The following is a 21,945-nucleotide window of genomic DNA, read 5'->3' on the forward strand; positions in this document are numbered from 1 at the left end:
TTGGAGCGGGTGATGAGAATCGAACTCACGACATCAGCTTGGAAGGCTGAGGTTTTACCATTAAACTACACCCGCATTATTTAATAAAATATGGCGCGCCCGGCAGGAGTCGAACCCACAACCTTCTGATCCGTAGTCAGACGCTCTATCCAATTGAGCTACGGGCGCATATAAATTAATTGATTTTGCAAGTGACTTTGGTGCGGCCGAGAGGACTTGAACCTCCACGGGGTTGCCCCCACTAGGCCCTCAACCTAGCGCGTCTGCCGTTCCGCCACGACCGCATTCAATTAGTAACTTTCTCATTGTACTATATAATAATAGAAAGTCAACCTTTTTCTTATAAAAGATGAGCCATGAAGGACTCGAACCTTCGACCCTCTGATTAAAAGTCAGATGCTCTACCAACTGAGCTAATGGCTCAAATTAAGAAATGAATGGCTGGGGTACTAGGATTCGAACCTAGGCATGACGGAATCAAAATCCGTTGCCTTACCGCTTGGCTATACCCCAATAAGTGGCGGTCCCGACCGGGATCGAACCGGCGATCTCCTGCGTGACAGGCAGGCATGTTAACCGCTACACCACGGGACCAATATTATTGTAAAGTAAATGATGAAAATGACCCCTACGGGATTCGAACCCGTGTTACCGCCGTGAAAGGGCGGTGTCTTAACCACTTGACCAAGGGGCCATGGCTCCGAAGGCAGGACTCGAACCTGCGACAACCTGATTAACAGTCAGGTGCTACTACCAACTGAGCTACTTCGGAATAATAAGTGTTATATTGTCGTCGTTATCTTGTCGACTTTTACTATTATAGGGATAACTAAACAATACGTCAATCTTTTTTTTATTTTTTTTTACTTTAATAATTCAAGCTTGCCCAAACACTTGCTACAACAATACTTTTCAACATTCATTTTAATTTTCCTTATATATAATTGCTGGCAATTAACACAGGTATATGTGTAGCGTCGTTGCTTTTTAATTGATGGTTTAGAAGTATGTAACGCTGAACAAAAACGAGGTGCCTTTACTTTCTTTAATAGTTCTCTGAATTCTTTATCTCGATGCTGATATCCTTTACCTTCGATATGCAAGTGGTAATGACATAGTTCATGAAGTACAATGCCCTGGATTTCTTTAATACCATATAACTCAAAGGCTTTAGGATTGATTTCAATATTGTGTGATTGTAAAAGATATCGACCGCCTGTTGAACGTAATCTTCCATTAAAGTAAGCCTGGTGTATAAATGGCTTTTGAAAACTTTCCAAAGAAATTCGACATACAAGCTGTTGTAGTTCCTCATTGTCCAACTTGATCACCTCCAACAACAAGAATACCACACTGTGTAGTATGCACAGCGTGGTAAAAATTTATTACTCAATCTATTAATTGATTTTTAGGAGGGAGCATTGTTAAAGAAATTCGCCCTTTACTAACATCAATCTGTTCTACCCAAACGGTTACAATATCTCCTAACGCTACAACTTCTAATGGATGTTTAATGCGTTTATTTTGAAGTTTAGATATGTGTACAAGTCCATCTTGCTTCACACCAATATCAACAAAAGCTCCAAAGTCTACTACATTCCGCACAGTCCCCTGTAGCTCCATACCAACCTTTAAATCTTCCATTTTCAATACATCTATTTTCAGCAATGGCTGCGGGAACGCGTCACGTGGATCACGGCTTGGCTTCATTAAAGTATCTACTATATCTTGAATTGTTACAACACCAATCTCTAGTACTTCACTTAATTGATGAATATCCAAAGCAGCAATTGCTTCTTCCGCTTTTTTCGTTCCAAGTTCTTTTTTATCGATTTTGGCCTCTGATAAAATCTGTTCTGCAAGATGATAGCTTTCAGGGTGGATGCCAGTAGCGTCAAATGGATTTTTCGCCTCGGAGATACGTAAGAAACCAATGGCTTGTTCATAGGTTTTAGCACCTAATCTTGGAATTTTTTTTAATTGCACGCGGGTAGTGAATTGACCATTTTCTTCTCGAACCTTCACAATATTCTCTGCAACAGTTTTTGATAATCCAGAAACGTATTGCAAAAGTGATGAAGAGGCCGTGTTTACATCAACTCCCACTTGGTTAACAGCTGTTTCTACTATAAATGTTAGTGATTCATTTAATTTCTTTTGAGAAACATCATGCTGATACTGACCCACTCCAACTGCTTTTGGTTCAATCTTTACTAGCTCTGATAAAGGATCTTGTAAACGTCGGGCAATAGACACGGCACTTCGTTGCTCAACCTGTAAATCAGGGAATTCCGCCCGAGCAATATCCGATGCTGAGTACACAGATGCTCCCGCTTCATTCACAATAACGTAGGCTACTTCAGTAGTTAGCTCGTTTAATACATCAACAATAAATTGTTCTGTTTCACGGGAAGCTGTTCCATTACCAATAGCAATTATACTTATTGGATATTTTGCTAAAATTGCTTTTACAACAGCTTTCGATTTTGCCACATCTGGTTTAGGGGGATGTGGATAGATAGCGGTAACCTCTAGCATTTTCCCGGTTTCGTCGACAACAGCTAATTTACAACCTGTACGATAGGCTGGGTCGACGCCCAAGACATATTTGCCTTTCATAGGCGGCTGTAATAATAGATTCCGTAAGTTTGCTGAGAAAATATGAATCGCCTGTGTTTCTGCTTTTTCAGTAAGCTCATTACGTATTTCTCTTTCTATAGAAGGTTGAATCAAACGCTTGTATGAATCTTCGATAGCCAGCTTCACTTCAGCAATAGCTGGGGATGAACCCGTTGCTGGTATCCATTCCTTCCACATAATCATCAATACTCGATCCACTGGAACATGAATCGAAACTTTTAACACATCCTCTTTTTCTCCACGATTTATTGCTAAAATACGATGCGGAACAATTCGATTAACAGGCTCCTCATATTCGTAGTACATTTCAAATACATTTTTCTCGTCTATTTCTGTATTTTTCACACTTGTTACAAGTACGCCATCTTTCAAAGAATACGTACGAATTTTCTCTCGAATAGCAGCATCATCAGCAAAGCGTTCTGCCAAAATATCTCTCGCCCCTGCAAGCGCGTCTTCAGCATTGGCTACTTGATCATGATCGACAAATTTAATGGCTAGTTGCTCTAACGTATCGTGACTAAAAGCTAATAAAAGATCGGCCAGTGGTTCTAATCCCTTTTCTTTTGCAATGGTTGCCTTCGTACGTCGCTTTTGTTTGTACGGTCTATATAAATCCTCTACACGTTGTAGAACTGTTGCTGAAAGAATAGATTTTTCTAATTCTGGCGTAAGCTTTTCTTGCTCTTGGATTAATCGGATAACCTCTTCTTTCCGTTGTTCGAGCTGCTGTATGTAGTGATAACGATCCTCTACAGCTTTAATTTGCACCTCATCAAGAGAGCCCGTTACTTCTTTTCGATAACGCGCAATAAACGGAACTGTATTTCCCTCTTCTAATAATTTAATAACAGCATCAACTTGCCCTGGTTTAACCGCTACATCTTTTGCAATGAGCTGTAACATTTGCTTTTGTTCCACATCATCACTACCTTTTTCTTTTCATTTTACCATTACACATTACTAAAAATGCAAAAAAATAGTCTACCCAAACGAAAAGGAGTAGACTATTTTGAAACATTTAAAAGGTGTTTAGTATGATTCACAGCACACCCATTGATGGATTAGAGCGATACACCGCCACTTGCTAGAATAGCATCTTGTAATTTCTTGATTGCTTTTCTTTGTATTCTAGAAACATGCATTTGAGAAATTCCTAATTGTTCTCCAGCTTCTTTTTGACTTAATTGCTCTAAATATGTAAGCTGAATGATTTGTTTTTCTCTTTCATTCAAAACAACCATTGCCTCGGAAACAATCATTCGTTTATCAGTCATTTCATAACCATCGTCTTCCCTACCCAAAATATCGAAAAGTGTAACTGTACTACCATCTGAGTCTGACTCTATTGAATGATCCATAGAAAGAGCTTGATAGCTACGACTCATTTCCATAGCCTCTAATACTTCTTCCTCCGCTACCTCTAAACGCTCGGCAATTTCTTGAATGGACGGAGAACGCTGCAATTCAATAGTCAGCGCCTCCACTGTTGTTTTGATTCTCGGCCCTATCTCTTTTATGCGTCTAGGCACATGAACATCCCATGTTTTATCACGTAAAAAGCGCTTGATTTCCCCAACAATTGTTGGGACAGCAAATGCCTCAAAACTCCGGCCAACATTTGGATCAAAACGTCTGATTGCACCTAATAAACCCAGCATCCCTACTTGAACAATATCATCATAATAAGATTTACCATTCGAATATTTACGTGCTATTGACTCAACTAGATATCGATAATGAATCACTAAATTCGTTTGCGCTTCATCATCCTCCGTTGATTGGTACAATTCAATCCACTTTAATACATCTTCCTTGGATGAAGATTTATGTAGTGATTCTTTCGACATTTTTTTCCACCTGCTCCCTAGTGACATACTTTGTCATAAAGACAGTTACGCCACCATCGTTATTGATCATCACCTCATCCATCAAAGTTTCCATTAAATAAAGTCCTAACCCACCTTCTCTTAGCCCAGCAATATTTTCCTCAGGATGGTACGGTCCAATCTTAGTCTTAATTTCCTCGAAATTAAAACTATTGCCGTAGTCAGCAATCATCAATTCCATTTTATTGTCGTATAACGCACATCCGATGACGATTTCACCTTCTTCATCTTCTTTATAAGCGTGATGGACGACATTAGTGACAGCCTCACTTGCAGCAATTTTTAAGTCTTCGATATCATCATAATTAAAGCCGATCCTGCTTGCTAAGCCCGAGACAGTTAACCGAATAACACTGACAAATTGCGGTTTAGCAGGAACTCTAATTTCAATATAGTCAAATTCCTTCATTATCTTAATTCCACCTTTTTATCAGTTTCGATATCCATCAAATCACTTAGTCCTGTAATTTCAAACAATCTTTGTAATCTAGTTGATAAACCAACGAGCTTCACTTTGCCATTTTCACGTAATGTTCTTTTGTAAAAGGCAACAAAAATCCCGAGTCCTGTACTATCCATGTAATTTACCTTGGATAAATCAAGTTCAATTTCCATTCCTTCTGTAATCTTCACAGCTTCCAATTCTTCACGTAATCCAGATGCCGTAAACGTATCAATTTCACCTTCAACAAAGCCAAATAATTTATGATCAATTTCTTTAAAATGTATTGTCACGTCCATATAGCACACCTCCACCATATTTGTTAGACTATTTTCTGTTCCCTGTTTCATTAAAACGTAAACCTATTTTTTAATTTTTTTAAAAATAACTACAGTAAAATCATCACTCAGTTTAAAATTCTGTACTTTCTCTACCTCTCTATATAGAAGCAGACATAATTGTTGAGCTGATAAATACTTATTTTCTTTTATGAGTGTAGCAATAATATCTCTTGAATTTAAGTCATCCTGCCCTCTAAATTCTGTTACGCCATCGGTCATCATGATGATTAAATCCTCTTCCTCTAAGACAATTTCATGAAATGTATATTTGGTTTCTGACAACACACCTAGTAATAAGCCTTTAGCTTCTAATGGAACAAATTCATCTTGCTTAGCCCTATAATGTAAAGCCGGTTCGTGTCCTGCAGAAGCATAGGAAAATATGTTTTGGCGAATATCTAAGCAGCCATAGAACATAGAAACAAACATACTATCATCAACACCTTTTTCTATTACCCTATTAATGACTTCTAAAACATATGAAGGATCTTTATAGGCATAACCCAATGTCTCAAGTCCATATTTCACCATAGACATACATAAAGCGGCAGGTACTCCCTTGCCTACAACATCAGTTACTGCCATACTTAAATATTCTTCTCCATCATGAAAAAAATGAACATAATCACCATTCATTTTACGAATAGGAACAGAAATCATTCCTATATCAATACTTTGTAGCTCGGGCACATCTGATTTTAATAGGGTCTTTTGAATGTTAGTCGCAATCCTCATTTCCAATTCATATTCGGCCTGTTTTTGAAGTAAGCTTTGATGCTCTCGATGTGCCATACCATAGTGCACCATAACTTCAATAAGAAAATCATATGCTGGCTGAGATTCATCATTTCGATTAGGAAATAATGCTTCCACAGCATTTTTATGAATACTAACAACATCCTCAGGGGCTATGCTTTTTTGAATTAATTGACGTGTGAAATTTTGAGCAATATATAAATTATTTTCTGTTTGATTCATCATATAATCTGACAATATATTTTTATACTGAGCTTCTAATTGTTTCAATTTCTTCACGTCCTAACGCAGCCATTTTTCGGTTCTTATTGTTGTACCCTCTCCCATGACAGATTGGATGTGTAAGCTATCCATCAATCTCTTAACGCCTGGAAGGCCAGCACCGAGGCCCCCCGAAGTAGAATAACCATCTTCTGTTACTTTACGGATATCCTTAATTCCAGGTCCTTGATCAGTTGCAACAATTACTATTTTCTTTTCAGTTTCTGTCTCAATTCTTTCAATTTCAATTATACCTATTCTGGCATATAAATAGATATTCCTTGCCAATTCACTAATAGCTGTGGTTATACGAGCTTGATCAACAGTGCCAAATCCAAGTGCCTTTGCCTCATTACGCCCCAGTTGTCTTGCTGCAATAATATCCCACTCTGTAATAATTTCAACCGAAGACTTACTTGTCACTGCTGTCCCTCCATTTCCTTACGGAGTAATACCCTTATACTTTTATTCGACATATTACACACAAACTATATCGAATTTATAAATGGAATATTCTATGTATATTTTCATATACCTTTAAGAATTTTTTCAATAATCTATTTTTATTAAAAATCTTGTGTATATCTTAATTCTTTTTCTACCATTTATCAAATACGTCCTAGCATACTGACGATGAGATTTTTTGCCCACATCAAACATTTCAACCCTCTTCCTACGTTCTAATGAAATAGGTGTTTCAAAATCTGAGGAATAAATAAATAAATAAAAAAGCATCGAGATATCACTTATCCCAATGCTTTCTATACACATATGTATATCAAAATTTAACTAGACCTAAACTGATCATCAACGCACCATCAACTTTTTCCATTACTGCATGATCAAGTTGTGTAATACGATCTGTCAATCTTGACTTATCAATTGTCCGCACTTGTTCTAGCAAAATAACCGAATCACGTTCAAAACCATACTTTTCAGCATTGATTTCAACGTGTGTCGGTAACTTTGCCTTTTGAATCTGTGCAGTGATAGCCGCGATGATGACAGTCGGACTAAATCGATTGCCAATATCATTTTGAATAATCAGCACCGGCCTAGTACCCCCTTGTTCAGAGCCTACTACCGGTGATAAATCTGCAAAAAAAACGTCACCACGTTTTACATTCAAAGTGTCATCCCCCGCTTACGAGACGCTCCACCATATGTTGTGCTTCATATTCTGCATGCAAGCATTCACTCGCGATCATTAAATTAATATGAGACATTTCAACATATCCTTTAATCATAGCTTCCCGTATTTGATTTGGTTGCTCCTGCATTAAATTTTTGCGCGCTAAAGAACGCACAAAAGATTCACCTTCAATTACTTCCTTTGTTTGTAGAAATAATCTGTCTTGAACAGCAATTGTAGCTTCTCTTAACTTTTTATCGTACACAGCAAGCACCTCCAACGGAACCATACACTTTTCATTACTTCCCATTCTATCATTGAAAGATATTGTTGAAAAGACATGAAATGACAAAATATCTGACAATTTGAAGTACAAATTGTAAAAATATGTTGGCTGTCGAAGGTATATGACGAATAATTATTATTGCAACTTATTACCAGTTATGATCCATCTATCTAACATTTGGAAAAGAAATAAAATCTCCAGTGCTCATTAATTAACCAAATTCTTCATACTGGCAAAAATTGAAAGCTATAATATATTGGCATAAGTGTGTTCATTAAAAGTATATTCTAGGAACTCTTGCTGTGATAATGCATGGTATTTCATAGTTAATGGTTTCAAGCTTAGTTGCCCATTCATCGATCGAAATCCTGTTCTGTCCTTGTTGGCCAATAAGTGTTACCTTCTCACCTATAGCATATGCTTTTGGAAGGGCAACCATACATTGGTCCATACAAATTCGTCCAACAATCGGCATTCTCTGTCCATCAATTAAAACTTCTTGTCCTCCTAACTTACGGATAACACCGTCTGCATAGCCTATTGGAATAGTTCCAATCCACATATTTGATGGCGCTACATATGTTGCACCATAGCCTACAGATTCACCTTTTTTTATTTCCTTTACATGAACAAGTTCACTTTCAAGTGAAAATGCAGGTTGTAAGGCAAAGGGTAGTATACTTTCTACATAGGAGGAAGGTGATAAACCATACATTGAAATCCCGTATCTAACAGCATCGTACTGCAAGTTAGAATCCTTAACTAATGAAGCTGCTGTATTAGATGCATGCACAAGTAGTGGCTTTTTCGGCATCACCGCTAAACAACTTTCAAAAAATTGTACTTGTTCATCAAAATAAGTTGTATCTTTCTCATCCGCTGTTGCAAAATGCGTAAATATTCCATTCAGCTCTACATTATCAATAGACTCAATTGTTTGATACAATGCTAACAAATCCTGCTCAGAGCGAATGCCAATTCTACCCATACCACTATCTACTTTTATATGTAGTTGCAAAGGTTCCGCTTCCTTTGCTAATAGTGGTGCTGCTTGCTGTACCCACTCACTTGCATATACAGTAAGCATAATACGCTGTTGAGCTGCGATAGGAGCAAAAGAAACTGGAGATGCACCTAATATTAGTATGTCTGGTTCTTCAAAATGTGCTCGAATATGTAATGCTTCATCAGGCGTGGCCACTGCAAGTATTGTGGCACCAGCCTCAAGAGCTGCCTGTGCTACGGCTACATCTCCATGACCATATGCATTCGCCTTTACTACTGCAATTATTTGAACATTAGGTCGTATAAATTTTTTTAAGTTTTTAATGTTTTGTTGGATTGCTTGTAAATCAATCATTGCTTTCGTTGGTCGAAAATATTGCTGTGTCTTCATAAGAATACCCTCTTTATTTTTTATTAAAACATTATGTATTACATACATATTTTTTATATAGCTTGTACAATTTTACGTTTATTAGTCGTGAGACTTTTACTTTAAAGGCAATCACTTAACATTTTCTAAACCACAAACTTTTATATTGTCAATAAGCTACAGCTTTCTTCAACTAGAAAGCTGTAGCTAGTAAAGTTACTTCATACTACTTATCGTCATGGATGTAGCAACTTCAATCATTTCTTCACGCGTTAATTTACTGGACGCTACAAAGAATTCAACACCATCTTTTTCCCAACTAATTGAAGTATCTGTGATCGCACCTATTGTAAAACCTAAATCAACTGGATCACCTGGTGAAGATACTGGTAGCATAGAGTTTTCCTTTGTCACTGGCTGCTGCATAACTGTAAAGGCTTTTTCACCCTCAAATGTTAAGATAACGCGTTCCATCCCACTTTCTTGAACCACTTTTTCATTCGCCAATTGGGCCCAATTCAATACTGGGTAGCTAGTTTGGAACTCTTGGTACTCTACATCTGCACCAACTGCTTCTTTGTCTTCTTTTTCTTCTTTACCATCTTTTTCAGCTGGTGTAGCTTGTTCACCTTTCGTGTTATCTTTATCTGTAAATTGCTCAACTGCATACTCTTTGGCAGCATGTTGCACACCTAATTTGATTTTCTTAAATGTAATTCGAATTTGTTCTTCTTTCACATCATTCATAATAACAACAGAAGTTGGTAATAATGTTTTCTTATCTACTGTAATGACCTGATGAGGCATACTATTTTTATAGCTATTTCTAGTAGCCGCTTCAAATATATATGCTTTTTCTTCCTCTTTCATGACAAGATTTTTATCTTCTGCTAAATCTTCTGCTAGAGCTCCTATCAGATAAGCTTGACTATTTTTCTTAGGCCAATCACTTTGGAATTTATACATTTTGTTTAATGTTGGTGTCACAACAAATACGCCATCCGCATTACGCACAATCATTTGAGAAACATCTTTTCCACTTTCCATGACTTCTACTCGATAGAAATCAGGTTTAGTATGCCAAACTGTTACATTATAATTTCTAGGCTCACCACCAGATTTAATCTCCATCGTAGCATTTAATTCATAGCCATTTGTCTCTCCCCATTTACCATTCACTTTCTTCAACACTTTTTCCTGTGAGGCTGTACCACATGCCGACAGAAGTAATATTGTACAAAATAAGACGAGCCATTTAACTATTCGGTTGCCCACGCTTTCACCCTTTCTTCTTTCAAATCCACTACGACAATATATGAACCATATTTGTCAGTTATGTCATTTGTAGAAAAGGCAATATATTTAAATTTACTGACCAACCTTTTTAGACAACTTCATCCCTATTCTAATAAGATTACTTGAGCAGCTGCATATTGCTTGGAATGCGTAATACTAACAAAACCATGGGCAAGCTCTTCCTTAAAATATAAAACAGGATTTCCAGCCTTTCCGCGTAATATTTCCATATCATGTAGTTTACATTGTTCCCCTATCCCAGTACCCATCGCTTTCGAAAACGCTTCTTTGGCAGCAAATCGCCCTGCTAAAAATTCTACCTTACGAGTTTCTGAGTAACTATCAAATAAATTTTTTTCCCTTGTTGTTAAAATGCGGTCTTTAAATTTATCTGTACGCTTCATCGCTTTTTCAATACGGTCTATTTCTACAATATCAAGACCAATTCCCTTAATCATGTGACCTTCTCCTTTACCTATTTCCAACAAGGCATGTATAATAATTGTAAATTGAGGTGGAGCCATGTTTAGTAGAACAGAAAATTTTAAGCAATATACAAAGTATTACCCTGTTGTGTCAACGTTAATAGCAATCAATTTAATTCTTTATGTATTGTCTCTTTTACCCGGTGTAGGAACTCTTTTGTGGAATTACGGAATTCAAGCGAATTTCCTGATTCAAAAAGGTGAGTGGTGGCGTGTATTCTCTGCTATGTTTTTACATGCAGGATTTATGCATATGTTTTTTAATATGTTTTCCTTATATCTCTTTGGACCAGAGCTTGAAAAAATTGCAGGTAAAGCCCGTTTTATTACAATTTATTTAGTATCGGGTATTGTAGGCAACATGGCAACCTACATATTCTACGATAGTAGCTATGCGAGTCTTGGTGCAAGTGGGGCTATTTTTGGAATTTTTGGTGCTTTTGGAGCATTAGTGTATTATACTCGTAAAACAATGCCAATGCTTCGTAAGCTTATTTTACCAATCATCATCATCAGTGTCATTATGACTTTTCTTCAACCGAATGTAAACGTTTTTGCACATTTAGGTGGGCTAGTCACTGGATTTATTCTAGGGCTTATCTATTTGCACCCAAAAAGAATTTTAAGCTGGCGCAAACAAAAAATGGCTGGTAGATCATAATGAAAAGAGGAGCAGCACCATGAACGATCATTAGATTCCATGGTACTGCTCCTTTTGATATGAATCCCCTTTTATAGGACAACCGTAGCTTCATTGGTCATCTTAATTTTCTTCCATTCAGCTGCCGTTAAACCATAAACGACTTGGTCTACATGATGATCATACAGCCACTCCGCATCCCTCAATCGACCTTCTTCATGAAAACCCAACACTTTTGGAATCGTACGGCTACGAATGTTCCCAACCGCTACCCTTACTTCAATACGATGTAGCCTCAAATAATGAAAGGCATAGTCAATGAATGCTTTCATTGACTTTGTTACGAGCCCTTTGCCAACAAACTCATTCCCTAACCAATAACCAATGCTTGTCCATTTATGCTGCCAATTGATCTGATGATAACCAATGACACCCGCCAGCTGTCCATTATAATAAATTCCAGCCTGTATACCATTGTTATCAGCATATTGTCACATAGCCTTTTTTACAAACACCTCTGTATCTTTAATTGTTTGAACACTATCTACAAAAGGTAACCATTCGCGTAATGTATCTCTTGAACGATCAGTCAATGCAAATAAATCATGAACATCACTTAAATCCAATAATTTCAAATAAGCGTCTTCATTCAAATCATATTTAAACATAGTCCCCACCCCTTTTGTTCTATTTATTTTATTATAAACACTATTTCCAAATATTTGTATGTAAAAAAGCTAATCCTTTATAAAATTTAAAAGGATTAGCTTTCCATTTAATGTTCATACCACGATAATATCGTTTCAGCATCTTGTTGTTCCAGGCTTGAAACACTGCCAGTTGTACCTGATGCTCCCGACATGACTGTCGCTTTTATAGACATAACATTTTTTCTCTTTTGAAAATACGATTGTGTACTCCCCATAGATTGTATACGTTTTTTCTCCACTATCAATGTTATTCGACTGAATACTCTATATTGTAAAGCCAGCTGCTTTCCATCGATTTGATAGCCTGCCGTTTTATGCTGCCAAATCCCGAGTACTATCGTTAATGGAATCAGTAACAAAGACAATAGACCATACGGATAGAAGAAATAACTACAAGCTCCAATAATAGGGACAAGCCAAATAAAATCTATGCGATAAAAGAAAGGTCTTGCCTTTTTAGGTGATCGAATGAAGGAAGGATTCCAATTCATATCTGGGAAAAGATCCTCTAATGTCTGCATACAATCATGTTTCTTAATGAGTGGGAACAAGGTAATTTTTTTATCCTTCCCTTCTTCACCGTTCCCCCCCGCACTCTCAACAACAACCGTTGCATAGCCTGTTAATTGGCGTAATGGATTCTCAACAATACGAATAGCTTGAATACGATTTAAAGGCAAAGTTATACGCTTTTTCTCTAAAAGTCCTTTAGTAATAATCAGCTTATCTTCTTCGATACGGACTGTATAGTCAAAGTAATTAATCAGGGTAATGAGGACAGAAACAACCCAGGCAACTATTAAAATTAACATAATCGATATCGCTACTAAAAAGGCCCCGACTTTGACAAAATCAGCCAACTCATGGAAAACAGTTTCATAAGGAATAATATCTGAAAACTGCGAGGCGATAGCAGCAAGACCAGATAACACAACACCAATCCCACCAGAGGTTGTGGCCAACACTAGTAAGTCTCGCATGGACATATGGTAAATAGCTGGCGTAGAAATCGAATGATCTACGACCTCCGTCTGTTCTTCATGTTGTTGATTTACTATTTCATTTTTGGCACGACGCATTTCTAATTCAATAACATCTGCTGCTTCTTTACGAATTGCGGTAAGCTCTACTTCAGGTTTGCCACCTTTACTACCCGCTGTTTCAACTTGAACTTTGACCAACCCAAAAATGCGGTGGAAAATCCCTTCATTGTAGTTCAAACTTTGAATACGTTCAAAGGGAATATAACGCTTCTTTTTAACAAACAATCCATATTTGATGCGGAGTTCTCCATCCTCAAACCAATAAACAAATGTCCGCCATTTTATAATGCCTCCAATCAATGCAAGGAGTGCGGCTACACCCCAAACACCGAAGAGTAAAATGGTATCAAAAAAATGATCACTACGGAAATTTAGCGAGAAATTAAAACCGTTAGTTATGATAATGATTGCAATAGGTAAAATCATACTTTTTAATGCTTTGACGCTCGTAATTACTGCTGATATAGGGTGTAAACGATTAATCTCCTTAGACATCATCTTCCGCCACCCTTGCTAATTCAGAGATACGAGCACGAAGTGAATCTGCTTCGTCCATGATAAGTGCAGGAATTGTATGTACGGTTGCTGCCGTTGATATTGAAATGTTACCTAAATCATATTTCTTTAAAATCGGTCCCTGTGTCGTATCAACATGTTGGACGCGAACCATTGGTATGAGTGTACGTTTTACTACAAATAAGCCATGTTGAACTTCAATTTCATGTTCCCTCACCTCATATCTCCAACGTTCCCATCTAATTTTAGGAAAAATAAAAATTGACAGTATGGCACTTAATATTACAATTGCCCCAGCTATGTAGTAAATAAACGTCGGCCATTCAAAATAATAAGTACCATAGCCCACGATCCCTGCTGCTATTAATAGCACCACTGTTTGTATGACCCCATATAAACGCCATACAGTTAACCCTTTACGGGAAATTTGATGCACTGGTTGAGCTCTCATTGTCGTTCCTCCTCTTTTTCTATATTAGGTTATACGGAATAAATAACTGTTTTGTTTCAACTATATACGAAAAAAAACCTTACAGCCAGTATGACTGCAAGGTTTAAATATCCACTTACGAGAATTAATCTTCGTGGCGTCGAGGAGAACGAGAACGACCTTGTCCACCTTCACGACGGCCTCCTTCACGGCGACCACCTTCACGACGGCTACTGCTACTACTATTACGGCGATCTCCACCACGAGAGTCACGACGTCCTCCGTAGTTACGATTACCACCGCGACCACGATCTCCACCGCCGCGATTACTGCTAGAGCGTTCACGACGCATTGGTAATGGACGTTCTTCTGAAATTGTTACCGGTGTATCATCTGGCTCTTTTGTTAATGAGCGAAGAGCAGCTGCTACAACATCAATTGCATCATGATTTTCAAGTATTTCTGACGCAAGTGTACGGTAATCACCTAAGTTGTTATTAGCAATAAGACCCTCAAGAGTATCTAGAGCTAATCGTTGTTGACCTACTAATGCTTCATCTGATGTTGGCGGACGAAGTGGAGTCATACGTTTCTTCGTAGTTTCTTCTACGATACGTAAGTAACCCATTTCACGTGGCGTTACAAACGTAACAGCAAGACCTGACTTACCTGCACGACCAGTACGACCAATACGGTGAACATAAGATTCAGGGTCTTGTGGAATATCGAAGTTGTATACGTGTGTGACACCAGAAATATCAAGACCACGTGCCGCTACATCCGTTGCAACAAGGATATCAATTTTATTTTCTTTAAATTGACGCAATACAGAAATTCGCTTAGCTTGGCTTAAATCACCATGAATCCCTTCAGCAAGGTAGCCACGAATTGATAAAGCTTGTGCTAGCTCATCTACACGACGTTTTGTACGACCAAAGATAATAGCAAGTTCTGGTTGGTGAACATTTAATAAACGAGATAAAACATCGAATTTTTCACGTTCAGCCGATTTAACGAAATATTGATCAATATTATCAACAGTTAATTCTTTTGCTTTAATTTTTACGATTTCTGGATCACGCATAAATGTTTCAGCAATTTTACGGATTGCTGGCGGCATTGTTGCTGAGAACAGTAATGTTTGACGCTCAGAAGGAACGTTTTCTAGGATGGCATTAATATCATCGATAAAGCCCATATTTAACATTTCATCAGCTTCATCCAGTACTAATGTTTGCACATCTTCTAATTTTAACGTACGACGATTAATATGGTCAATAATACGTCCTGGCGTACCAACAATGATTTGAGGTCTATTTTTCAGTGCACGGATTTGACGGCCAATTTCTTGCCCACCGTAAACTGATAATAATTTCACACGTTTATCATAGCCAATCTTGTAAAGCTCTTCAGATACTTGAATAGCTAGTTCACGAGTTGGAGCAATAACCAATGCTTGGATATTAGGGTTTTTTGGGTCAATTTTTTCAATTAGTGGAATCCCGAAAGCGGCAGTTTTACCAGTACCCGTTTGCGCTTGACCTAATACATCGCGGCCTTCAATTGCAAAACGAATAGTACCTTCTTGGATTGGTGTTGCTTCTTCAAATCCCATACGCTTTACAGAGCGTAATGTAGATTCGCTAATATTTAATTCTGAAAAATTTGTCAAACTTCTCAATCTCCTTTTTTTCCTTTTAAGTTGACAAATGGTTACATTTTCAGATGAAGTTGTCGGCAAATTCGAGCCTGTGTAGTGGAACGTTTCCGTTACTTAAAAATTCTCTCTACATGATTGTTCATATAGAGCTCTCTTATATGAAAAGGAAAGCCCGGTCTTTACCGAGCGGTTCGATTCTGTCGTAATTATTCACTTTAGAATAAAACCGTTGTGTTCAAAAAAAAGTACTCTTCAACCAAATATGAAGAGTCTTCGCACAAAATGTATCCATTGCTTACACTAGTCTAACATGGCTTTAATACGTATGCAACGATAACGCATGAGTCGTAATAATCTGACTACTTCATGTGCCTTTTAAAAATAGCAAAACCCGCGGAAACCATTCTGAGCAATCTTCCTCAAGACATATATGATGCCTTCCATTATCAGAAAAATACAAAATTTTATGATTAGAAGCTAATTCATCATAAAGAAATTGCGCTGTGTTAAATGGTACAATTCCATCCTGTTTCCCTTGCACAATAAACACTGGAATTTGGATATGCTGATAATACGGTTCCACTATTTTAACCAATTTCATAAATTCAATTGTTGAAGCTAATGGGACATTATTAAACTTATGCCGATAACGTAAGAACAGCTCATTATTCGTTAAATTATGATGATAAGCATCTGTAGCAAGCAGTTTGAAATCCTTTACCAGTTGCTTAGGGCTGACATATTTTGCAGCAGCACTTAATAATACTAGCTTTTTTACCTTATAACGTTTTGCTAAGTATAAAGCTATGATGCCCCCCATTGAAAATCCTACAACGATGATCTCTTCTACCTTTTTAGCTAATGACCGTATGGCTAGCTCTGCATCCATTAACCAGTGCTTTGCCGTAAATCCATCCATGTGCAAAGCTTCACCATGCCCCGATAATGTTGGTTCTACTATGAGCCAATCTGTATGTGTCCGTAAGTATGTTGTAAACGGCTCTATCTCATAGGGACCACCTGAAAACCCATGTATGCATAGTACACCTATTGACAAATCCTCACCTCGTTTAACAAAAACCTCTTTCACGAATGAATCGGTGAGCATTTTATCCCACCGATTCAATAAAAACTATGACGTAAAAGCTTGTAAAATTTTCTCTAATTTCATACCACGAGAACCCTTTAGTAAAACGATAGATGACTCATTAGCAAGTTCTAGTTTTTCAATAATAGCTGTGTAATCATCTTCGGTATATAACAATCGATCTGCTTCAAAGTCCTCTTTTAATACTTCATAAAGATGAGTCATTCGAGCTCCAAATAGACAAACGTAATCGATTTCTTGCTCATTTATATACTCCGCTAGCCCTTCATGGAAACGCTGTTCATCTGGCCCAAGCTCTAACATATCCCCTAATACAAGCCATTTCTCAGGTCGAATTGTTGATGTAGCGATAAATTGAATTGCTGCTTTTACAGAGGTTGGGGCAGCATTATAAGCATCGTTAATAAATAACGCACCATTTGTTCCTTGGACTTGTTGCATCCTCATATCTGTTAATACGACATGCTCTAAGGATGTACGAATTTGCTCATTATTTAAACCTAGTTGGTTAGAAATTAACATCGCTATCAAAGTATTTTTTACTTGATGCTTTCCAAGTACAGAAATAAAGAAATCACCCTCTATCATTCCGTGGGTAGTAAAGCTACTACCATTAGCATTAGCATGAATATGATCCGCATATAAAAGGTTATCTGGCTCTAGTCCAAACGCTACTGCATTTAAATGCTGTTCTTTAGCCACTAACTCCTGTAACAATGGTTCATCTCCATCATAGAATAATAGACCCTCTGGCTGCATTCCTTGAATAATCTCAAACTTTGCCTGTGCGATACCCGCGCGGGAGCCTAAGTCCTGCATATGCGCCTCACCAATATTTGTAATAACCGTCATATGCGGCTGAGCAAGCTTCGTTAAAAATTCAATTTCGCCAAATCCACTCATTCCCATTTCAAGGACTGCTACCTCTGTATCTTCATCAAGCTGTAAAATGGTAATCGGTAAACCTAGTTGATTATTAAAATTACCAATGGTCTTTTGAACTTTAAAAAATGGTGCGAGCGTACCCGCTAAAATATCTTTTGTTGATGTTTTACCGTTAGAGCCAGTAATACCAATAAATTTAGCTTTATGTTCAAGTCGATAAGCTCGTGCCATTTCCTGCAAGGCTATCTCTGGGTCATCCACAAACAATAAAGGTATACCGTCTGGCGGATTAGGTTCATCTTTTTGCCAAAGTGAAGCACCCGCACCTTTTTCAAATGCCTGAGTCACGTACTGGTGTCCATTCGTATGCTCACCACGAAACGGTACAAATAAATCTCCCTGTTGAATTGTTCTTGTATCAATGGAAATTCCTGATACAACAGTATCATCGTAAGCCGACATATCCTCATTTAACCATGCAGCTAATTGTTTTAATGTTTTTTTCACAATAATCCCACTCAGTCTTTTTTATAGTGAAGCTGTTGTTTTTCTTCAAAACGTTCAATGGCTAATGTAATCAAACGATTAATCAGCTCTGGGTAGCTTACATTTGTATGTTGCCAAAGTAATGGATACATACTTACTGGCGTGAAACCAGGCAATGTATTCACTTCATTAATGTAAACGCTATTATCAGCTGTTACAAAGAAGTCGGCACGCACTAAACCGCTACCATCAATCGCCTTAAAAGCCCGTTTTGCCAGTTCTTTTAAGCTCGATTCAGTTTCCTCTGGTAACTCAGCTGGAATAATAAGTGCTGTGGAGCCATCCTTGTACTTAGAATCATAATCATAAAATTCTGTAACCGGTTTAATTTCACCTGGTACCGAAACTTCCGGATAATCATTTCCTAATACGGCAAGTTCTATTTCACGAGCGATGATACCTTGCTCGACCACAATTTTACGATCGTATTGTAAGGCAACCTCAATTGCTTTTATTAATTCATCACGGTTTGTTGCTCTGCTAATCCCAACACTTGACCCTAAATTTGCAGGTTTCACAAACATTGGCCAAGTCAATCTTTTTTCACAGCGTTCAATGATAGTCTGTTGTTCATTCTTCCACTCACTGCGAATAAAGTACGTATAGGGCACTTGTGGTAAACCAGCAATCTCGAATAATTGCTTCATAACTACTTTATCCATTCCAGCAGAAGATGCTAAAACCCCATTTCCTACATAGGGTAGATTTAGAACTTCTAATAAACCTTGCACAGTTCCATCCTCACCATTTGTTCCATGTAGTAATGGGAAAACAACATCGAACTGTACTGCATTGCCATGTTCATCGATTAAAAAATCAGTAATATTATTTTCTAAAATTGTAGTATTATCACCGAATTGTAGTTCTTCGATAGTACTTACAGGCTTTTCTAAACGATTTCCGCGTCGCCATTCTCCTTCAGATGTTATGAAAATCGGATATACTTCATACTCCTCGAAATTCAAAGCACCAGTGACTGCACGAGCTGTTGATAATGACACCTCATGCTCAGCTGACTTTCCGCCGTATAATAAACCGATTCTTTTTTTCATTTTTGTGCCCTCCACATACTTCTTGAGTACTATTAGTTTATCACGAAACGTCTTGACAAATGACATAAAAATCCCACCGTAATGTTCGACGGTGAGATTTGAGTGTATATTTCGTTAAATAATATAAATCAATTCATCGTGCTCTGTTTTCAAAATGGTATTTAAATCGTCCCAAACTTCATCAGGAAAAGAATATTCTGACAGGTTGCGAACTTCTATCCCATATGCAACTTTTGGTTTTTCAATACGGTACAACGATAATAATGCACCGTCTTTAGCAAATGATCGATAAGAACGCAAGAAATCAGGTGAAATAGTAGGGATACTCGATTTTACTTTTCGACGCCAAAATCCAGAGCTACGTTCCTTTTCTCGAATTAAACTATTAAAAACATTTGCTACCAATAAATCCGAATCACTTAAATGTCGGAAGTAAATTTTTGTCATTTTTTCTAAATCTGAAGAGTAATAGACGAATCTATTTTGCAATTTGTTAAAAAATGCAGATGTAATCGGTTCTTTTTTATGACTTATGTAAAGCAATTCCCCTTGTTCCATGGGTGTTAGATGGTCTAGCCTCTTCTCATCCATAAAATCGATCCAACATAATTCCTTGGACTCAGCCGATTTCTTTACAAAATGGGGTACCTCTTCATCCAATACATATTCAAATTGCGTATGCATATTAAAAGAACCATCTTCATAGGAATGTTTTAATAAAAGTAAGTGATGCAGTGGTTCAAGCGCAGCCGCAAATTGCGAGAATTTCAACCCGCTAAAAATGACAAATTTATCAACGTCATTCATATGAACATAAATATGATACATAAAATCATCAGCTGACTTTAATTTTTTAGCCACAACCATCACCCCATTCTTCACTACATTATAAGACTAAACTCGGTTTTTTTGAAACATTTTATGTTAATTGTCGTCACAACTATATACGCAGGCATAAAAGTGTTATTTGCGTTATAATAGGAATGTTAAACATGCATTTGCATACAGGTTTTTGATTACTCAATGAGTTAAAATATTTGCTTAAAAGTTCCATTGACAACGTTCGAAGCAAATTGCAAGCTTAATCAGTAGACGTTAGTTTTTTCTGATTTTGAATTTGTTCTATTCTTTCAACATTATAAACGAAAATGGAAGAAACGCATTATATTTACTCATATTGAGATACTATTTTAATTTAGGTGGATTTTATGGAAAATAAACGAAATTTCGCAAATCGTTTTGACTGGACCCTTGCTTTTATTCTTTTCACGTTTCTAGTCATTAGTTTGTTAGCTATTGCATCTGCCCAAACATCCGGTCAATATGGCATTAACTACGTTCCAAAACAAATGCAATGGTATGTAATTGGTGCAGTAATTATTGGCATAGTGATGTTTTTTGAGCCAGATCAATATAAAAAAATGTCATGGTATATGTATGGAGCAGGGATTGCCTTATTGGTACTGCTTATTTTTATGCCTGAAGGAGAAGGTCAAATTGGCGCACCGGTTAATGGTGCAAAAAGCTGGTACCATACACCGCTTGGAAATATTCAACCTTCTGAGTTTATGAAAACATTTTACATCTTAGCATTGGCACGATTAATTAGTAAGCACCACGAAGTCTATTCACTAAAATCATTAAAAACAGATTTCTTATTATTAGGAAAAATTGCTTTAACCCTTTTCGTGCCATTAGCTATTATTATGAAACAACCAGACCTTGGATCGGCACTTGTATTCTTCGCCATTACCGCTGCCCTTATTATTGTAGCAGGTATTTCATGGAAAATAATATTACCTACATTTTTAGGTGGCGTTGTAGCAGGTGGTTCATTACTATGGATGGCTCTCTATATGCAAGATTTCTTAGAGAAAACATTCGGTTTTAAAACGTATCAGTTTGCTCGAATATATTCTTGGTTAGATCCCTACTCCTATTCTTCCAGTGATGGATACCATTTAATCACATCACTCAATGCTATTGGATCAGGTGAAATTTTCGGTAAGGGCTTTCGAAATCGAGAAGTTTATGTTGCAGAGAACCATACCGATTTCATTTTCACTGTAATCGGTGAGGAATGGGGCTTTATTGGGGCAAGTATTGTTATTTGCATTTTCTTCCTGCTAATTTATCATTTAACAAAAACTACTCTCTTATTGAAAGATCCATTCTCAACATATGTTTGTGCTGGTATTATTGCTATGATTACATTCCATGTGTTCGAGAATATAGGAATGACGATTCAACTATTACCGATTACGGGTATTCCACTTCCATTCATAAGCTATGGTGGTAGTTCATTAATGGGGAATGCTTTAGCTATTGGACTAGTCTTTAGTATGAGGTTCCACTATCGGACGTACATGTTTACTACACATGATGAAGATGATTAAAAATAGAAAAAGGGAAGCCTCTATTACGGAGACTTCCCTTTTTCTATTTTAAACGA

General features: G+C 37.3%; 21 protein-coding genes, 8 tRNA genes and 1 pseudogene. 2 read left to right on the forward strand and 28 right to left on the reverse strand.

The annotated features are described in order from the left end of the window. Position 1: 1 nt before the first annotated feature. The 20 genes from ACP3VS_RS08770 to acpS form a co-directional block, all read right to left on the reverse strand. A tRNA-Gly gene (locus tag ACP3VS_RS08770) sits at positions 2-75 on the reverse strand. A gap of 16 nt (positions 76-91) precedes the next feature. Next, positions 92-168: transfer RNA gene (locus ACP3VS_RS08775), tRNA-Arg, on the reverse strand. A gap of 30 nt (positions 169-198) precedes the next feature. Then, a tRNA-Leu gene (locus ACP3VS_RS08780) sits at positions 199-284 on the reverse strand. Between the two features lie 66 nt (positions 285-350). Then, positions 351-423 (reverse strand) — tRNA-Lys (locus ACP3VS_RS08785). A gap of 15 nt (positions 424-438) precedes the next feature. Beyond that, positions 439-513: transfer RNA gene (locus ACP3VS_RS08790), tRNA-Gln, on the reverse strand. A 5-nt stretch (positions 514-518) separates the two neighbouring features. Continuing rightward, positions 519-594, reverse strand: a tRNA-Asp gene (locus tag ACP3VS_RS08795). 28 nt (positions 595-622) lie between these two features. Then, positions 623-694: transfer RNA gene (locus ACP3VS_RS08800), tRNA-Glu, on the reverse strand. 1 nt (position 695) lies between these two features. Beyond that, positions 696-772: transfer RNA gene (locus ACP3VS_RS08805), tRNA-Asn, on the reverse strand. Positions 773-863: 91 nt separating this feature from the next. Beyond that, entirely contained in the window at positions 864-1,322 is a 459-nt protein-coding gene (locus tag ACP3VS_RS08810; protein ID WP_012295780.1) for a SprT family protein, read from the reverse strand. Positions 1,323-1,389: 67 nt separating this feature from the next. Beyond that, entirely contained in the window at positions 1,390-3,561 is a 2,172-nt protein-coding gene (locus tag ACP3VS_RS08815) for a Tex family protein (RefSeq protein WP_426388557.1), read from the reverse strand. A 143-nt stretch (positions 3,562-3,704) separates the two neighbouring features. Then, on the reverse strand, positions 3,705-4,490 hold the full coding sequence (gene sigB, locus ACP3VS_RS08820) for an RNA polymerase sigma factor SigB (RefSeq protein WP_426388558.1): 786 nt from the start codon (positions 4,488-4,490) through the stop codon (positions 3,705-3,707). Next, positions 4,468-4,938, reverse strand: coding sequence for an anti-sigma B factor RsbW (gene rsbW / locus ACP3VS_RS08825; RefSeq protein ID WP_008177047.1), 471 nt, complete (start codon positions 4,936-4,938; stop codon positions 4,468-4,470). Before rsbW ends, sigB begins: the two co-directional genes overlap by 23 nt. Further along, complete coding sequence (locus tag ACP3VS_RS08830) at positions 4,938-5,270, reverse strand: STAS domain-containing protein (protein WP_031416479.1); 333 nt, start codon at positions 5,268-5,270, stop codon at positions 4,938-4,940. The genes rsbW and ACP3VS_RS08830 overlap by 1 nt, the downstream gene beginning before the upstream one ends. 63 nt (positions 5,271-5,333) lie before the next feature. After that, positions 5,334-6,338, reverse strand: coding sequence for a PP2C family protein-serine/threonine phosphatase (locus ACP3VS_RS08835; RefSeq protein ID WP_426388559.1), 1,005 nt, complete (start codon positions 6,336-6,338; stop codon positions 5,334-5,336). A gap of 12 nt (positions 6,339-6,350) precedes the next feature. After that, positions 6,351-6,752 carry an anti-sigma regulatory factor gene (locus ACP3VS_RS08840; RefSeq protein ID WP_012295785.1) on the reverse strand — a complete coding sequence of 134 codons (402 nt, stop codon included), beginning with the start codon at positions 6,750-6,752 and terminating at the stop codon, positions 6,351-6,353. A 355-nt stretch (positions 6,753-7,107) separates the two neighbouring features. Beyond that, positions 7,108-7,458: a type II toxin-antitoxin system PemK/MazF family toxin gene (locus tag ACP3VS_RS08845; RefSeq protein ID WP_008177055.1), complete on the reverse strand. Its 351-nt coding sequence runs from the start codon at positions 7,456-7,458 to the stop codon at positions 7,108-7,110. 4 nt (positions 7,459-7,462) lie between these two features. Further along, positions 7,463-7,726, reverse strand: coding sequence for a hypothetical protein (locus ACP3VS_RS08850; protein ID WP_036162355.1), 264 nt, complete (start codon positions 7,724-7,726; stop codon positions 7,463-7,465). A 295-nt stretch (positions 7,727-8,021) separates the two neighbouring features. Beyond that, positions 8,022-9,143 carry an alanine racemase gene (alr, locus tag ACP3VS_RS08855; RefSeq protein WP_036162357.1) on the reverse strand — a complete coding sequence of 374 codons (1,122 nt, stop codon included), beginning with the start codon at positions 9,141-9,143 and terminating at the stop codon, positions 8,022-8,024. A 195-nt stretch (positions 9,144-9,338) separates the two neighbouring features. Further along, positions 9,339-10,397 (reverse strand): LolA family protein, encoded by a 1,059-nt coding sequence (locus ACP3VS_RS08860; RefSeq protein ID WP_012295787.1) that lies wholly within the window; start codon positions 10,395-10,397, stop codon positions 9,339-9,341. Positions 10,398-10,522: 125 nt separating this feature from the next. Further along, entirely contained in the window at positions 10,523-10,876 is a 354-nt protein-coding gene (gene acpS / locus ACP3VS_RS08865) for a holo-ACP synthase (protein WP_426388560.1), read from the reverse strand. 64 nt (positions 10,877-10,940) lie between these two features. Between acpS and ACP3VS_RS08870 the strand changes: the two genes are divergently transcribed. After that, positions 10,941-11,564, forward strand: coding sequence for a rhomboid family intramembrane serine protease (locus ACP3VS_RS08870; protein WP_031416485.1), 624 nt, complete (start codon positions 10,941-10,943; stop codon positions 11,562-11,564). Positions 11,565-11,635: 71 nt separating this feature from the next. On the opposite strand, the pseudogene ACP3VS_RS08875 reads toward ACP3VS_RS08870, so the two are convergent. The 8 genes and pseudogenes from ACP3VS_RS08875 to ACP3VS_RS08910 all read right to left on the reverse strand — a co-directional run bounded on the left by ACP3VS_RS08875 (position 11,636) and on the right by ACP3VS_RS08910 (position 20,360). After that, positions 11,636-12,211, reverse strand: a pseudogene (locus ACP3VS_RS08875) (GNAT family N-acetyltransferase). 107 nt (positions 12,212-12,318) lie between these two features. Beyond that, a complete protein-coding gene (locus ACP3VS_RS08880; protein ID WP_281487122.1) occupies positions 12,319-13,791 on the reverse strand; it encodes a PH domain-containing protein in 1,473 nt (490 codons plus the stop codon). After that, complete coding sequence (locus ACP3VS_RS08885; RefSeq protein ID WP_031416488.1) at positions 13,784-14,263, reverse strand: PH domain-containing protein; 480 nt, start codon at positions 14,261-14,263, stop codon at positions 13,784-13,786. Before ACP3VS_RS08885 ends, ACP3VS_RS08880 begins: the two co-directional genes overlap by 8 nt. Before the next feature lie 124 nt (positions 14,264-14,387). After that, positions 14,388-15,914 carry a DEAD/DEAH box helicase gene (locus tag ACP3VS_RS08890; RefSeq protein WP_012295794.1) on the reverse strand — a complete coding sequence of 509 codons (1,527 nt, stop codon included), beginning with the start codon at positions 15,912-15,914 and terminating at the stop codon, positions 14,388-14,390. A gap of 352 nt (positions 15,915-16,266) precedes the next feature. Further along, entirely contained in the window at positions 16,267-16,959 is a 693-nt protein-coding gene (locus ACP3VS_RS08895) for an alpha/beta hydrolase (RefSeq protein ID WP_031416489.1), read from the reverse strand. A gap of 75 nt (positions 16,960-17,034) precedes the next feature. Further along, complete coding sequence (locus ACP3VS_RS08900) at positions 17,035-18,402, reverse strand: UDP-N-acetylmuramoyl-tripeptide--D-alanyl-D-alanine ligase (RefSeq protein WP_031416491.1); 1,368 nt, start codon at positions 18,400-18,402, stop codon at positions 17,035-17,037. An 11-nt stretch (positions 18,403-18,413) separates the two neighbouring features. Continuing rightward, positions 18,414-19,493 carry a D-alanine--D-alanine ligase gene (locus tag ACP3VS_RS08905; RefSeq protein WP_031416492.1) on the reverse strand — a complete coding sequence of 360 codons (1,080 nt, stop codon included), beginning with the start codon at positions 19,491-19,493 and terminating at the stop codon, positions 18,414-18,416. A gap of 114 nt (positions 19,494-19,607) precedes the next feature. After that, positions 19,608-20,360 (reverse strand): hypothetical protein, encoded by a 753-nt coding sequence (locus ACP3VS_RS08910; protein ID WP_031416493.1) that lies wholly within the window; start codon positions 20,358-20,360, stop codon positions 19,608-19,610. A gap of 341 nt (positions 20,361-20,701) precedes the next feature. On the opposite strand from ACP3VS_RS08910, the gene ACP3VS_RS08915 reads away from it, so the two are divergent. Next, positions 20,702-21,889: an FtsW/RodA/SpoVE family cell cycle protein gene (locus tag ACP3VS_RS08915; protein WP_031416494.1), complete on the forward strand. Its 1,188-nt coding sequence runs from the start codon at positions 20,702-20,704 to the stop codon at positions 21,887-21,889. Positions 21,890-21,945: the final 56 nt, after the last annotated feature.

The organism is Lysinibacillus sp. VIII_CA, assembly GCF_049943995.1.
Lineage (GTDB): Bacteria > Bacillota > Bacilli > Bacillales_A > Planococcaceae > Lysinibacillus > Lysinibacillus pinottii.

Bases quoted from the DNA above. Each gene is read 5' to 3' on its own strand.
- sigB (WP_426388558.1), bottom strand. From the start codon at position 4,490: ATGTCGAAAGAATCACTACATAAATCTTCATCCAAGGAAGATGTATTA.
- rsbW (WP_008177047.1), bottom strand. From the start codon at position 4,938: ATGAAGGAATTTGACTATATTGAAATTAGAGTTCCTGCTAAACCGCAA.
- ACP3VS_RS08830 (WP_031416479.1), bottom strand. From the start codon at position 5,270: ATGGACGTGACAATACATTTTAAAGAAATTGATCATAAATTATTTGGC.
- alr (WP_036162357.1), bottom strand. From the start codon at position 9,143: ATGAAGACACAGCAATATTTTCGACCAACGAAAGCAATGATTGATTTA.
- acpS (WP_426388560.1), bottom strand. From the start codon at position 10,876: ATGATTAAGGGAATTGGTCTTGATATTGTAGAAATAGACCGTATTGAA.
- ACP3VS_RS08870 (WP_031416485.1), top strand. From the start codon at position 10,941: ATGTTTAGTAGAACAGAAAATTTTAAGCAATATACAAAGTATTACCCT.
- ACP3VS_RS08880 (WP_281487122.1), bottom strand. From the start codon at position 13,791: ATGTCTAAGGAGATTAATCGTTTACACCCTATATCAGCAGTAATTACG.
- ACP3VS_RS08885 (WP_031416488.1), bottom strand. From the start codon at position 14,263: ATGAGAGCTCAACCAGTGCATCAAATTTCCCGTAAAGGGTTAACTGTA.
- ACP3VS_RS08905 (WP_031416492.1), bottom strand. From the start codon at position 19,493: ATGAAAAAAAGAATCGGTTTATTATACGGCGGAAAGTCAGCTGAGCAT.
- ACP3VS_RS08910 (WP_031416493.1), bottom strand. From the start codon at position 20,360: ATGGTTGTGGCTAAAAAATTAAAGTCAGCTGATGATTTTATGTATCAT.
- ACP3VS_RS08915 (WP_031416494.1), top strand. From the start codon at position 20,702: ATGGAAAATAAACGAAATTTCGCAAATCGTTTTGACTGGACCCTTGCT.